The sequence below is a fragment of the Gemmatimonadales bacterium genome, assembly GCA_036265815.1.
Classification (GTDB): Bacteria; Gemmatimonadota; Gemmatimonadetes; order Gemmatimonadales; family GWC2-71-9; genus CAVVWJ01.
The window spans coordinates 23,707-37,717 of record DATAOI010000067.1 but is presented as its reverse complement, the minus strand read 5'-3'; the positions used below and the strand labels follow the sequence as shown (position 1 = coordinate 37,717).

The 14,011-nt window shown below is 69.9% G+C and carries 14 protein-coding genes; all 14 read left to right on the top strand.

Annotation, left to right across the window (positions count from 1 at the left end; all coding sequences use genetic code 11):
- Nucleotides 1-993, top strand: a 993-nt coding sequence (locus VHR41_15105) for a MiaB/RimO family radical SAM methylthiotransferase (protein ID HEX3235526.1), incomplete at its 5' end; no start/stop codon positions are given.
- Nucleotides 990-1,274 (top strand): late competence development ComFB family protein, encoded by a 285-nt coding sequence (locus tag VHR41_15100; protein ID HEX3235525.1) that lies wholly within the window; start codon nucleotides 990-992, stop codon nucleotides 1,272-1,274. The genes VHR41_15105 and VHR41_15100, both read left to right, overlap by 4 nt.
- Nucleotides 1,275-1,284: 10 nt before the next feature.
- A complete protein-coding gene (locus VHR41_15095) occupies nucleotides 1,285-3,528 on the top strand; it encodes a DNA internalization-related competence protein ComEC/Rec2 (GenBank protein ID HEX3235524.1) in 2,244 nt (747 codons plus the stop codon).
- Between the two features lie 62 nt (nucleotides 3,529-3,590).
- Nucleotides 3,591-4,637 (top strand): class 1 fructose-bisphosphatase, encoded by a 1,047-nt coding sequence (fbp, locus tag VHR41_15090; GenBank protein ID HEX3235523.1) that lies wholly within the window; start codon nucleotides 3,591-3,593, stop codon nucleotides 4,635-4,637.
- Nucleotides 4,634-6,169: a methylmalonyl-CoA mutase family protein gene (locus tag VHR41_15085; protein ID HEX3235522.1), complete on the top strand. Its 1,536-nt coding sequence runs from the start codon at nucleotides 4,634-4,636 to the stop codon at nucleotides 6,167-6,169. The genes fbp and VHR41_15085 overlap by 4 nt, the downstream gene beginning before the upstream one ends.
- 86 nt (nucleotides 6,170-6,255) lie before the next feature.
- The gene (locus VHR41_15080; protein ID HEX3235521.1) at nucleotides 6,256-6,609 is read left to right on the top strand and encodes an FmdB family zinc ribbon protein; all 354 of its coding nucleotides are present in this window, start codon (nucleotides 6,256-6,258) and stop codon (nucleotides 6,607-6,609) included.
- On the top strand, nucleotides 6,606-8,249 hold the full coding sequence (gene argS / locus VHR41_15075; GenBank protein HEX3235520.1) for an arginine--tRNA ligase: 1,644 nt from the start codon (nucleotides 6,606-6,608) through the stop codon (nucleotides 8,247-8,249). Before VHR41_15080 ends, argS begins: the two co-directional genes overlap by 4 nt.
- 4 nt (nucleotides 8,250-8,253) lie before the next feature.
- On the top strand, nucleotides 8,254-9,174 hold the full coding sequence (locus VHR41_15070) for a PfkB family carbohydrate kinase (protein ID HEX3235519.1): 921 nt from the start codon (nucleotides 8,254-8,256) through the stop codon (nucleotides 9,172-9,174).
- The gene (purM, locus tag VHR41_15065) at nucleotides 9,171-10,232 is read left to right on the top strand and encodes a phosphoribosylformylglycinamidine cyclo-ligase (GenBank protein HEX3235518.1); all 1,062 of its coding nucleotides are present in this window, start codon (nucleotides 9,171-9,173) and stop codon (nucleotides 10,230-10,232) included. The genes VHR41_15070 and purM overlap by 4 nt, the downstream gene beginning before the upstream one ends.
- A gap of 25 nt (nucleotides 10,233-10,257) precedes the next feature.
- On the top strand, nucleotides 10,258-11,313 hold the full coding sequence (ribD, locus tag VHR41_15060) for a bifunctional diaminohydroxyphosphoribosylaminopyrimidine deaminase/5-amino-6-(5-phosphoribosylamino)uracil reductase RibD (protein ID HEX3235517.1): 1,056 nt from the start codon (nucleotides 10,258-10,260) through the stop codon (nucleotides 11,311-11,313).
- Nucleotides 11,313-11,918, top strand: coding sequence for a riboflavin synthase (locus VHR41_15055; protein ID HEX3235516.1), 606 nt, complete (start codon nucleotides 11,313-11,315; stop codon nucleotides 11,916-11,918). Before ribD ends, VHR41_15055 begins: the two co-directional genes overlap by 1 nt.
- Entirely contained in the window at nucleotides 11,915-13,123 is a 1,209-nt protein-coding gene (locus VHR41_15050) for a bifunctional 3,4-dihydroxy-2-butanone-4-phosphate synthase/GTP cyclohydrolase II (protein HEX3235515.1), read from the top strand. Before VHR41_15055 ends, VHR41_15050 begins: the two co-directional genes overlap by 4 nt.
- A gap of 42 nt (nucleotides 13,124-13,165) precedes the next feature.
- Nucleotides 13,166-13,606: a 6,7-dimethyl-8-ribityllumazine synthase gene (gene ribH / locus VHR41_15045; protein HEX3235514.1), complete on the top strand. Its 441-nt coding sequence runs from the start codon at nucleotides 13,166-13,168 to the stop codon at nucleotides 13,604-13,606.
- A complete protein-coding gene (gene nusB / locus VHR41_15040) occupies nucleotides 13,593-14,006 on the top strand; it encodes a transcription antitermination factor NusB (GenBank protein HEX3235513.1) in 414 nt (137 codons plus the stop codon). The genes ribH and nusB overlap by 14 nt, the downstream gene beginning before the upstream one ends.
- Nucleotides 14,007-14,011 lie beyond the last annotated feature (5 nt).

Sequence of the window (14,011 nt, the reverse complement as noted above, 5' to 3'; positions counted from 1 at the left end):
CTTCCCACCCTCATCGGCCTGGCCGGAGCGGGACGGCGGGTCAGCGACGTCGAGTTCCGGGAGTGGGAGCATTACGAGGACGTCCCACCGGCGCGTGAGAAAGGCCCCACCGCGTTCGTCACGGTACAGCGAGGCTGCGACTACCGCTGCACCTTCTGCGTCGTGCCGCAGACCCGCGGCCCGGAGCGGAGCCGCCGGCTGAGCGAGGTCGTGCGCGAGGTCGGTGAGCTGGCGGCGGCCGGCACCACCGAGGTCACACTCCTGGGGCAAACGGTCAACTCGTATTACGACGGCCAGCACGACTTCGCCGACCTGCTCCGGGCCGTCGGAGCCCTGGACGGCGTGCGGCGCCTGCGCTTCACCAGCCCCTATCCGACCGACTTCTCGGACCGGGTGGCGGAGGCCATGGCCGATACGCCGGCGGTGTGCGAGCACGTCCACCTGCCGGTGCAGAGCGGCTCCAACGCGGTGCTGCGCCGCATGCTGAGGCGCTACACCCGCGAGGTCTACCTCGAGGTGGTCGAGCGCCTCAGGCAAGCCGTCCCGGGCATCACCTTCTCCACCGACATCATCGTCGGCTTCCCCGGCGAGACGGAGGCCCAGTTCGCCGAGACGCTGAGCCTGGTGGCCGATGCCGATTTCGACGACGCCTACACCTTCAAGTACTCGGTTCGGGAGGGCACGCCCGCCGTGCGGCTCAGGGACCACGTTGCCGCCGAGGTGGCGTCGGAACGGCTGGAGCGGCTCATCGAGGCGGTCCGCGCCAATGCGCGCCGTAAGAACGTGGCCCGGGTGGGCCAGGTGCACGAGGTGCTGGTGGAGCGGCCGGCCCGGCGGGGCGGGCTCATGCTCGCCCGCAGCCGGACCAATCATCTGGTGTTGCTCGATCTCCCGGCCGACGCGGTGGGACGCTACTACGACGTCAGGCTCACCGGCACGACCGGTTCCACCTTCACCGGCGCGGTGGTCACGCCCGAACTGGCGGTCCTGTGATCCGCAATCTGGCCGAGGAGCATGTCCTCGCCGCCTACGAAGCGTTGCGGGCGCACTTCCCCGATTTCTGTGGGTGCGAGGTGTGCCGCGACGATGCCATGGTGTACGCGCTCAACCGGGTTCCGCCACGGTACGTGTCCAGCCCCACCGGGTCGGTGGTCACCGAGATCAACCTGGAAAAAGAGCAGAGTCGGGCGCCGATCGACGTGGCCATGATGGAATCCCTCCGCAAGATCTCCGCGGCGCCGCGATGCGGCAGGAAGAGCCGAAGTCCTTCCTGAGGCGCGGCCGGTGAAGCCGCGACCCTCCATTCTGCTGACGGCGTGCTACGGGGCCGGTCTCGCGACCGGCCTTCTGCATTTCGGCAGCCCGCTCGGCATGGCGGTGCTTCTCCTCGCCGCGCCCTTGATCGGCGGACCGCTACCCATTGTGCTGTCGGCTGCCGCGGCAGCGGGGCGGGTGACCGGTGAGCTCGCCCGGGAGGGCGAGCGGACCCGCTGTCCGGCTCGGTTGCCGCCCGGGCGGCTGCGTCTCACCATCGAGCTGCTGGAGCCTGCCCCGCGGGAAGGCGGGCGACTCATGGTGAAACCCGTCGGAACGGGATGCGTGGGGGCGGTGGCCGCCCGCTGGCCGCCGGGACGGCCAGCCGACGCGGGGCTGCACGGCCCTGCGGTGGCGGTCTGGATACCGGCGCCGGGCCCGGGTGGCCGGCCCGCAGGGTCGCTGGCAGTGATCGAGGTCGGGCCGCTTGGCGGCCATCCGGGGCTCGCGGCGCGACTACGCACAGTCCTCGCCGGCGCGAGCCTGTCACTCTACGGCGCGCGGGCCCCGCTGGTCGACGCCCTGATGCTCAACCGCCGGGGGGGCATCGATCCCGAGCTGCAGGATCGGTTCGCCCAGTCCGGGTTGGTGCACCTGCTGTCGATCTCGGGGTTCCACGTCGGCCTGATCACTGCCTGGGTCTTCCTGCTCGGCCGTCTGCTCGGGCTCGGTCGTTCCCGCGCGCTGGTCCTCGCCGCGGCAGTCAGCGCGGCATACGTCGGTTTTCTGGGCTGGCCGGCGCCGGCCACGCGGGCCGCGGCACTGGCCGCGATCGCGGCGCGCTCCCGGGTGCACCAGCGGCACGTGCAGTCGGACGCGTTACTCGCCGCTACCTGCCTCTCGGTCCTGCTGGTGGACCCGTGGGCCATTCTGGATCTGGGCGGCTGGCTCTCGGCAGCGGCGCTCTGGGGTGCGTCGCGGTTCACCCGTTGGACCGACCGCGCGATCGGCACCGGTGCGCTCTGGCGCACGCTGGGGTCCTCGGTCGGCGCCACGCTCGCCACCGCCCCGATCACCGCGGGGGCGCTCGGCACCGTGGCGCTGGCAGGTATCGCGCTCAACTTCGTGGCGATTCCACTGGCGGCCATCGCCGTGCCGGGTGTGCTGGCGAGCCTGCTGCTCTACCCGCTCGCTCCGGCCCTGGCCCGGCCGTTTGCCGCCGGCGCGGGGCTCGGGCTCCATCTGCTGGAGCTCGCCGCGTCCGCCGGTGCGGCCATTCCCGGCGGGCACATGCTGGTGCAGCCGGGAGACCCGCGTGTGGTGCTCGTCTGGGTGGCGGTCCTGGGGGTGGCCCTCTGGGTGATGGGAACCCGAAACACCCTGGCGGAAGCCGGGCGCCGGACGGGCTGGTGCGCGGCGGCGGTGCTGTGGCTCAGTCTGGCCCGCACCGCGGTCCCCGGATCGGCTGACAGTGATCGGGACCTGACGTTACATTTTCTCGACGTCGGACAGGGCGATGCCGCGGTGCTGCGGACTCCCCGGGGACATTGGATCGTGGTCGATGCCGGACCGGCCGACGAGCGCGCGGACGCCGGCCGTCGGGTGGTGGTCCCGTTTCTGGAGCGGCACGGGGTCCGAAGCCTCACCCTGGTCGTCGTCTCCCATGCCCATGCGGACCACGAAGGTGGGGTGCCCAGCGTGCTCCGGCGGCTGCCGGCAGCGTTGGTGCTCGAGCCGGGAGCACCGGTGCCCGATCCGCGATATCTCCGATTCCTCGACGGCTTGCGCGTGGGGCGGGTGCCCTGGCACCCTGGCCGGACCGGCGAGCACTTCAGCGTGGATGGCGTGAGCTTCACGGTGTTGCACCCCAGCCCGGGGTGGTCCGGCTGGGGAGAGGACGTGAACGAGGATTCGCTGGTCCTCCTGGTGGAGTTCGGGGCGTTTCAGGCCGTCTTTGCGGGCGACGCCGGACTGCCGGCCGAAGCGGACATGCGGAGCCGGCTGCGCCGCGTGGACCTCCTCAAGGTGGGGCACCATGGCAGCCGCGGAGCCACCGGTGACGAGTGGTTGGACAGCCTGCACCCGACCGCCGCGGTGATCTCAGTGGGCAGGAACGACTATGGACACCCCGCGCCCGCCACGCTCGAGCGGCTGGCGGCCCACGGTGTGGACATGCATCGGACCGACCGCGAGGGCACCGTCAGCGTGGTCACCGACGGGGTGCGGATGACCATCGAATCGAAGCGCGCGCGGGTGAGCTATGATGTGCGGTGAGCCGGAAGCCGTAAACCGATCTGCTTGAGGTTCGTTGCCTATCCTTCCATCCTCGGGGGCCTGTGCAGACATCCGTCACCACCATCGAGCGCTTCATCCTGGATCAGGAGGTCCGCTTCCCCGAGGCCACCGGGGAGCTCTCCAATCTGCTCTACGATATCGCGCTGGCTGCCAAGCTGATCGCGGCCGCCATCCGCCGGGCGGGCCTGGTCGATGTCCTGGGTGCCGCCGGCGGAGAGAACGTGCAGGGCGAGCGCCAGCAGAAGCTCGACGTGCTGGCCAACGAGACCATCAAGAACTGTCTCAAGCACACGGGCCGGGTGTGCGCCATGGGATCGGAGGAAGATGCTGAGATCATCCCGGTGCCGCCGGAATATCCCGCGGGCAAGTACGCCGTGCTGTTCGATCCACTCGACGGCTCCTCCAACATCGATGTGAACTCCGCGGTCGGGACCATCTTCAGCATCTATCGGCGGGTCAGTCTGGAGGGGCGGGGGACCTCCGCCGACGTGCTCCAGCCCGGATGCCGCCAAGTGGCGGCGGGGTACGTGATGTATGGCTCCAGCACCATGCTGGTCTACACCACGGGCCAGGGAGTCCACGGGTTCACCCTCGACCCCACGATTGGCGAGTTCCTCCTCTCGCATCCCAAGATCATCACGCCCAGAGTCGGCACCTACTACAGCGTCAACGAGAGCAACTTCGGCCGCTGGGACAAGGCGGTGCAGACGGCGGTGCGGGGCCTCAAAGGGGACATACCCGACGGGCTCAAGCCCAAGAACAGCCGGTATATCGGCTCACTGGTCGCGGATTTTCACCGCAACCTGATCAGCGGGGGCGTGTTCCTCTATCCAGCCGATACCCGGAACCCGAATGGCAAGCTCCGGTTGCTCTACGAGGCGAGTCCGATGGCCTTTCTCGCCGAGCAGGCCGAGGGGAGCGCCACCGACGGAGTGGCCCGAATCCTCGACATCGTGCCCGCCAGCCTGCACCAGCGTACGCCTCTGGTGATCGGCTCACGGGAAGACGTCGGGTTCGTGGCGGACACCATCCGGCGGGTGTTCAGCTCCTCCCGGGTCAGCGGCTCGTACTACCAGCCGGCCTTGTGACGAAGGTGTACGGCCCCGGCGACTGGGCCGGAGATCCGGCGCGAGATCTCGGCCGCCCCGGGGAGTTCCCCTTCACCCGCGGGATCTATCCCGACATGTACGCCGGCCGGCTCTGGACCATGCGCCAGTATGCCGGGTTCGGTACCGCCGAGGATACCAACCGTCGGTTCCGCCAGCTCCTCGCGGCTGGCCAGATGGGCCTCTCGACCGCGTTCGACCTCCCGACCCAGATGGGCTACGACTCGGATCACCCGATGTCCCTGGGCGAGGTGGGGCGGGTCGGGGTGGCGATCGACACGGTAGACGATCTCGCCGAGCTCTTCCGCGAGATTCCGCTCGACCGGGTGTCGACTTCGATGACCATCAACGCCACCGCGGCTATCCTGCTCGCCATGTACGTGGTGGTGGGAGAGGAGCAGGGCATCCCGCGCGCCCGGCTCACCGGGACGGTGCAGAACGACGTCCTGAAGGAGTACATCGCCCGGGGGACGTACATCTATCCCGCGGCGCCGTCGCTCCGCCTGGTGGCCGACATCTTCCGCTTCGTGACCGAGGAGGGGATGAGCTTCAACCCCATCTCGATCAGCGGCTACCACATGCGCGAGGCGGGGGCGACGGCGGTGCAGGAGGTGGGATTCACCCTGGCCAACGCCTTGGAGTACATCCGGGTGGCCACCGAAGCGGGGCTCGCCGTCGATGCCTTCGGCCCCCGGCTTTCCTTCTTCTTCGCCAGTCACAACAAGGTCCTGGAAGAGGCCGCCAAGTTCCGCGCCGCCCGGCGTCTCTGGGCCAGACTGGTGCGAGAGCGCTTCGGGGCGGGAGATGCCACCGCTCGACTGCGATTCCACACCCAGACCGGTGGGGTCACCCTGCAGGCGCAGCAGCCGCTCAACAACGTCGTGCGGGTGACCCTGCAGGCCCTGGCCGCGGTGTTGGGCGGGACGCAATCGCTGCACACCAACGGCTACGACGAAGCATTGTCGCTGCCGTCCCAGGCCTCGGCCACGCTGGCGCTGCGCACTCAGCAGGTGCTGGGCTACGAGTCTGGTGTGGCCGAGGTGGTGGATCCGCTGGGCGGCAGCTTCTACGTCGAGAGCCTGACCGACGCGATCGAGACCGGGGCGCGCGAGCTGATCGATCAGGTGGACCAGCTCGGCGGCGCCGCCCGGGCGATCGAGCTGGGGTTTTTCCAGGACGCGATCGCCCGGAGCGCGTACGAGGTGCAGAAGGCGCAGGAGGCGGGAGATCTCGTGGTGGTCGGGGTGAATCGGTTCACCGACGAATCGCCACCGCTCGCGCTCGAGGTGCCGGACTTCTCCGCGCTGGAGGAGCGCCAGCGGAACCGGGTAGGCGAAGCCCGGCGGACGCGGGACCAGGCCAAGGTCGGGGAAGCACTCGCCTCGCTGCGTGCGGCCGCGGCCGGCACCGCCCCCCTCATGCCTCCGATCCTGGCCGCCGTCCGCGCCCGGGCTACGCTGGGCGAGATCAGCGATACCATGCGCGAGGTCTGGGGCGTCTACCGCGCGCCGTGACCGGCGCTCCAGCACCTGCCCGCTTGAGGTGCCGCGGAGTCTCGGCTAACTTTATCGGCTGACTTCGTTTATCCCTGCGAGCGACCATGCCGACATACGAGTACCTGTGCCCCGACGGTCACGTCTTCGACAGGTTCCAGAAAATGACCGACAAGCCGCGGGCCAAGTGCCCGGCCTGCGGTAAGATCGCCACGCGAAAGATCTCGGGCGGCGCCGGACTGGTGTTCAAGGGGTCGGGCTTCTACATCACGGACTACGGTAAGGACGGCAAGGGTCCCCGGAAAACCGAGTCCGAGCCCACCGCGGCGGAGCCCAAGGCCCAGCCGAAGACCGAAGCGAAAACAGACGCCGTGGCCAAGCCGGAGCCTGCCTCCAGGTCTCAGCCCGCCTCGACCAAGCCCAGCTCCGGCAAGAGTCGCGCGAAGGCAAGCGACGAGTGACCGAGACCCTGCGCCTCGAGCTCGCGCGCGTGGCCTCGCGGCTCGGCGCCGACGGGATCGACTTCGTGCTGGAGCGTCCCCGCGACGCCGGGCACGGCGATCTTGCCACCAACCTGGCCCTGGTGCTGGCCAAGCGGGAGCGCGCCAATCCACGGAAAACCGCGGAGCGGGTGCTGCAGGAACTGGAGCTTTCTCCCACGGTCGTGTCCAGGACGGAGATCGCCGGGCCCGGCTTCATCAACTTCTGGCTGGCGCAAGATCAGCTCGCCGCGGCCCACCGCCAGATCCTGGAGGCCGGTCCGGCGTACGGGCGATCCACGTTTGGCGCGGGGCTCAAGGTGAACGTCGAGTTCGTCTCCGCCAATCCCACCGGGCCCCTGCACGTGGGGCACGGCCGCGGGGCTGCCCTGGGCGATGGCATCGCCTCCCTGCTCGAGTGGAGCGGCCACACCGTCGTGCGGGAGTTCTACATCAACGACGCCGGGGTCCAGATCGACAAGCTGGGCCAGAGCCTCTGGGCCCGCGTGCGGGAGGAGGCGGGTTATCCTGCCGCCATTCCGGAGGGCGGCTACCATGGCGAGTACCTGCGGGAGAACGCGCGCCAGGTGCTGCAACGGGAGGGACCCGGCTTCGCCGATCTTCCGGAGGAGGAGGGGCTTCGGCGTTGCCGCGCGCTCGGTCTCGAGCTCCAGCGCGCCGAGCAGGAGCACGATCTCGAGCTCTTCGGCGTGAAGTTCGACGTCTGGTCGTCGGAGCAGGCGATCTACCGCTCCGGCGAGGTCGAGCGCGGCCTGGCGCTGCTCGCGGAGCGCGGCCTCACCTACGACGCGGACGGCGCGCTCTGGCTGCGAACCACCCAGTTCGGCGACGACAAGGACCGGGTGCTGCGGAAGCGTGACGGCAGCTTCACCTACCTGGTGCCCGACATCGCCTATCACCTGGACAAGCGCGACCGCGGCTTCGACCGGGCCATCGACGTCTGGGGTGCCGACCACCACGGGTACATCCCCCGGATGCGCGCGGTGCTCGCCGCGCTGGGCCTCGCGCCGGAGTTCTTCGACGTCGCGTTGGTGCAGCTGGTCAAGGTGGTCCGGGGCGGCGAAGAGGTGAAGATGTCCAAGCGCTCGGGCGAATTCGTCACCCTGCGCGATCTCTTTGAGGAAGTCGGCGTCGATGCGGCGCGCTACTTCTTCCTTCGGACCAAGGGCGAAACCCCGATGGTCTTCGACGTGGAGCTCGCGCTCAAGCAGACCGACGAGAACCCGGTGTTCTACGTGCAGATGGCCCACGCCCGGCTGAGCGGCATCTTCCGCACCGCCGAGCGTGCGGCGGAATCGGTCAGCGGAGCGCTCGACCTGGGGGCGCTGCCGGCCGCGCAGGACATGGAGCTGCTCAAGAAGCTGGTCACCTTTCCGGAGGTGCTAGAGAAGACCGCGCGCGATCGCGAGCCGCACCGGGTCACCGTCTACCTCCACGAGCTCGCCACCGTGGTGCACGGCTGGTACCACCACACCCGCGCGGTCGGCGCGCCCGAGGGGCCCGCCACCGAGCATGCCCGCCTGCTGCTGGCCCGTGCCGCCCGCATCGTCCTTGCCAACGCGCTTGCCGTCCTCGGCATCAGCGCCCCCGACCGGATGTGACTGGATGAGCCTCCTCGTCGTCGGCAGCATCGCGCTCGATTCCATCTTTACGCCGTTCGGCGAGACCGCGGACGCGCTGGGCGGGTCGGCGGTCTACTTCGCCGTTGCGGGCTCGCTGCTCTGTCCGGTGCAGGTGGTGGGCGTGGTGGGCTCCGATTACCCCTTCGCGGAGCTGGAGCGGCTGTCACCTCGCGGCATCGACTGGTCGGGTGTGGAGCACGCCCAGGGCGAGAGCTTTCGCTGGAAGGGAAAGTATTCCTACGATCTCCAGAGCCGGGAGACCTTGGAGACCCGGCTCGGCGTCTTCGCCGACTTCCAGCCCAAGCTGCCGGACGCGTTCCGCTCGGCCGAGTTCCTCTTCCTGGGCAACATCGACCCGCAGCTGCAGCTCGGGGTGCTGAGCCAGGTCCAGCGGCCCAAGCTGGTGGTGTGCGACACGATGAACTACTGGATCCAGCTGAAGAAGTCGGTGCTGCTCGAGCTCTTGAGCCGGGTCGACGTGCTCCTGGTCAACGACAGCGAGGCGCGGGAGCTGAGCGGTGACTGGAACATCCATCGCGCCGGCCGCTGGATCCTCGCGAACGGCCCCACCCGGGTGGTCATCAAGCAAGGCGAGCACGGGGCCCTCCTGATCGAGCCCACCCGCACGTTCTACGTCCCCGCCTTCCCCTTGGAGAACGTCTTCGATCCGACCGGCGCGGGCGACGCATTCGCCGGCGGGTTCATGGCCTATCTGGCCCGGACGGGGACCGTCTCGGAGGACAATATCCGCCGGGCCATGGTCTACGGCGCGGCGATGGGCTCCTATGCGGTCGAGCAGTTTGGCATCCGTGGCTTCGAGAGCATCACCCGGGAACAGGTGGAGGCACGGGTCCGGGCATTCCAGGACCTCACCCACGTGAGCTTCGCCGAGGCCATGCCGTGAAGAGCACGGGTGAGATCCGGACGGAGGCCCGGGAGTACGCGGCTGCGGGGGTCGATCTCGTCGCGGCCGAGGCGGCCAAGGCGCGGATCACGGCCGCCGTGGCCGGTACCCGGACAGCGCTGTCGGTCGGCAAGGTCGGAGCCTTCGGCGGAATGGTGCGGGTGCCGGCGGGGATGCGGAGTCCGACACTGGTGCTCAGCACCGACGGGGTCGGCTCCAAGGTCCTGGTCGCGCTGGAGGCGAATCGGTTCGACAGCGTGGGCGAGGACCTGGTCAATCACAGCGTGAACGACATCCTGGTGCACGGTGCCGTGCCCATTGCGTTCATGGACTACATCGCCGGGTCTGCGCTCGGCGTGGAGCAGATCGCCGGGCTGGTCGAAGGCATTGCCCGCGGCTGCCGGGTCCACGGCATGGCGCTGGCCGGAGGCGAGACCGCGCAGATGCCGGGCTTGTACCGGAGCGGCACCTACGATCTCGCCGGCACCATCGTCGGCGTGGTGGACGAGGACGCCGCGCTGCACGGGGATGCCATCATGCCGGGCGACGTGCTGCTGGCGTACGCCTCCAGCGGCCTGCACACCAACGGCTATACCCTCGCCAGACGCATCCTCTTCGAGCGGATGCAGCTCAAGCTGGACGATCCACTTCCCGGCACCGGCCGGCGCGTGGCCGATGCGCTTCTCGCCGTGCACCGGAGCTATTTCCGCAGCGTGATGCCGGTCCTCGGCCGGATGCACGGAATGGCCCACATCACCGGCGGCGGCATTCCGGGCAACCTGGTGCGAATACTTCGTGAGGGCACCGAGGCGGTGGTCGATGCTGATTCCTGGAGCCTGCCGCCGCTCTTCGCGACACTGCAGGATGCAGGACAGATCTCCACCGACGAGATGCGGGAAGTCTTCAACCTCGGCGTCGGTTTCATCGCCGTGCTGCCGCCCGACGCCGTACCGGCCGCGCAGCAGGCCGCCGAGGCGGAGGGCGTGGCCGCCTGGCGTCTGGGCGAGATCCGGCCCGGGCGAGCCGTGGTGCGGTTCACCGGCCGCACGGGCACGTAGCGTCCGGGTGGACGAACGGGAGGCGATGACCCGAGCAATCGAGCTCGCCTGGCGGGGCTGGGGGCGGGTGCAGCCCAATCCGCTGGTCGGTGCCGTGGTGCTCGCCGGCGACCAGGTCGTGGGCGAGGGCTGGCATGCCGAGCTGGGAGGGCGCCACGCGGAAACGGTGGCGCTCGCGGCGGCGGGGGAGCAGGCGAGAGGGGCCACCGTGGTGGTCACGTTGGAGCCGTGCGCCCATCAGGGCAGGCAGCCGCCCTGCACCGAAGCGTTGATCCGCGCGGGCGTGCGCCGGGTGGTTGCCGCGCTGGCCGATCCCAATCCCGTCGCCGCGGGCGGCGCCGCGCGCCTGCGAGATGCGGGCATCGAGGTGGAGATCGGCCTGCTGGCCGACGCCGCGGCGGCTCAGAATGCCGTGTTCCTCCACCGCATCCGGGACGCCTCCCGGCCGTTCGTCGCCCTCAAGCTCGCCACCACCATGGACGCCAAGATCGCCGACGCCAACGGGAACTCCCGCTGGATCTCGGGGCCGGCAGCGCGGGACCACGTGCATTGGTTGCGCGCCGGTTTCGACGGCATCGCAGTCGGCGGGGTCACCGCCCGCACCGATGATCCGGAGCTCACCGTCCGCGGGGAACGTCGCCCCAGGGTGGCTCCGGTCCGGGTGGTCTTTGCCGCGGATGCCGATCTACCGACTTCCCTCGCCCTGGTGCGCACTGCCGGCGACCTTCCGACCCTCGCCGTCGTGTCACCGCTCGCGGCCGCTGCTCGGGTGGAGTCGCTCCAGCGGTGCGGTGTCCAGGTGGAGCGGTCCAGGGATCTGGCCGCGGCGCTGGGGGCGCTCCGCGCCCGGGGTATCAACTCGCTTCTGGTGGAAGGCGGTGGGCGTCTGGCGGGAGCCATGCTGGCGGCCGGGCTGGTGGACCGCTACTACTGGGTGCAGAGCCCGCTCTGGCTCGGCGCGGGAGGCGCGCCCGCGTTCGCCGGCCTGCCCTCGATTCCGCTGGCCGGCGCCGACCGATGGAGCGTGGTGGAGCGGCGCGCCCTGGGCGAGGACACCTTGCTGGTCCTGGATCGGGCCTGATGTTCACCGGCATCGTCACCGCGGTCGGCCGGGTAAGCGCCGCGTCGCCGACCTCGGGTGGGCTCGAGCTCACCATCGAGTGTCCCTACTCCGGACTCGAGCCGGGCGAGAGCATCGCGGTGGACGGCGCCTGCCTCACGGTGCAGCGGGTCGAGCCTGGTGGGTTCAACGCCCAGATCGTTCGCACATCGCTCGAGCGCACTCGGTTCGAGAGCTACGCGCCGGGGCAGCGGGTGAACCTGGAGCGTGCGCTTCAGGTGGGAGACCGGCTCGGCGGGCACCTGGTGCAGGGGCACGTCGACGGGGTCGGAACGGTGGAGCGCGTGGTGGAGCGCGAGGACGCGCGGCTGCTCGACCTCCGGGTGCCGCCGGACGTGGCCCGGGTCTCGGTGCCGCTGGGCTCCATCACTGTGGACGGTGTGAGCCTCACGGTGAACGCCATTCCCGCGCCCGGGCTGATTCAGATCTCGCTGATCCCGTTTACTTTACAGCACACCACGCTGGGGGACCGCCGCCCGGGAGACCGGGTCCATCTCGAGGCGGATACGATCGGCAAGTACGTGGCCGAGCTGCTGCGGCCCCGCGGGGAACCGGGAGCGACATGAGCACCTTCGGCACTATCGAGCAGGCCGTCGAGGACCTGCGCAACGGGAAGATCATCATCGTCGCGGACGACGAGGACCGCGAGAACGAGGGTGACTTCGTCTGCGCGGCCGAGCTGGCCACCCCGGAGATGATCAACTTCATGACGCTCCACGGGCGCGGGCTGATCTGCCTGGCGCTCACCGGCGACCGCTGCGACCAGCTCGGGCTCCCCCAGATGACCGAGCGCAACACCGAAGAGCTCTCGACCGCGTTCACCGTGAGCATCGACGCCGAGCGGCGCTTCGGGGTCACCACCGGGATCTCGGCCAGCGACCGCTCTACCACCATTCACGTCGCCATGAATCCGGCCACGCTCCCCTCCGACCTCCGGCGGCCGGGCCACATCTTTCCGCTTCGGGCCCGGCCCGGCGGCGTGCTGCAGCGGGTAGGACAGACCGAGGCGAGCGTGGACTTGGCCCGCATGGCGGGGCTCATGCCCGGCGGCGTGATCTGCGAGATCCTCAATGCCGATGGGTCGATGGCGCGGCGGCCGGAGCTGCAGGAGATCGCCCAGCAGCACAAGCTCACGTTCGTCACCGTGGCCCAGCTGGTGGCGCACCGGCTGCAGACCGAGCAGCTGGTGCACCGGGTGGCGGAGTCGCGCATTCCAACCGACTTCGGCGAGTTCACCATCATCGGCTACCGCAACGACGTGGACCGCGCGGAGCACGTCGCGCTGGTCTACGGCGAGGTAGCCGGGCAGAGCAACGTGCTGGTGCGCATGCACTCGAAATGCCTCACCGGTGACGTGTTCGGGTCCCAGCGGTGCGACTGCGGGTTCCAGCTCCACCGGGCCATGCAGATGATCGCGCAGGAGGGAAAGGGCGTGATCGTCTACCTGGACCAGGAGGGCAGGGGGATCGGCCTGCTCAATAAGCTGCGGGCCTACGCCCTGCAGGATGCCGGTGCCGATACCGTGCAGGCCAACGAGCGGCTCGGCTTCGCGCCCGACCTCCGGAACTACGGCATCGGCGCCCAGATCCTGCGGGATCTCGGGCTCTCCTCGATCCGCATCATGACCAACAACCCGCGCAAGCTGGTCGGCCTCGACGGCTACGGCCTGCAGATCGTCGAGCGGGTGCCGCTGGTGACCGATCCCAACCAGGAGAATCGCGGGTATCTCCAGGTCAAGCGCGACAAGCTCGGCCACCTTCTCGCCCACTGACCCGTGGCTGATCTCACCTCCCGCCTCCGCCCGACCGGGCGCGTGGCGATCCTCGTGAGCCGGTACAACGAGGTGATCACCGCCAAGCTCCTCGATGGCGCGCTCGCCTGCTGCCGCGAGGCGGGCGTTCCGCGCGAGCAGGTGGACGTGGTGTGGGTGCCGGGCGCGTTCGAGCTGCCGGTGGTGGCGGAGGGAGCGGCCGCCACCGGGAAGTACGCCTGTCTGGTGGCCCTGGGCGCCGTCATCCGGGGCCATACGCGGCACTTCGACTATGTGGCCGGCGAGGCGAGCCGTGGGCTCGGCGCGGTGGCGCTGCGCCACTCGCTGCCGGTCGGCTTCGGCGTGCTCACGGTCGATACCATGCAGCAGGCGGTCGACCGTGCCGGTGGCAGCGCGGGCAACAAAGGGCACGAGGCGGCCGCCGCGGCCCTTGAGGCCGCCGACGTGCTGGCCCAGCTCCGGGGCGCCGATGCTTCGCCCTGAGACCAAGAGCCGTGCCCGCGCGGTCCAGCTGCTGTACGCCTGGGAGCTGCAGGGCGGGCCACCGATACCCTCGGTCGCCAGCGGGCTGTCCCGCCTCACTGGACCGGAGCCACGCATCCTTGACCGGGCGGAGGAGCTGGCGCGGGGAGTGGTGGCGGAGGTCGGCGCGCTCGACGAGCAGGCGGCGCGCGCCAGCGAGAACTGGCGGATGAGCCGGATCGCGGTGGTGGAGCGCAACATCCTGCGGCTGGGCATTCACGAGCTCCAGCGGGGAGAGGTGCCGCCCAAGGTGATCATCGACGAGGCGGTCCACCTGGCCCACTGGTTCGGCGGCGTTCGGGCGCCCGGGTTCGTGAACGGCGTGCTCGATGGCATCGCCCGCACGCTCGGCCGCCTGTGACCGGA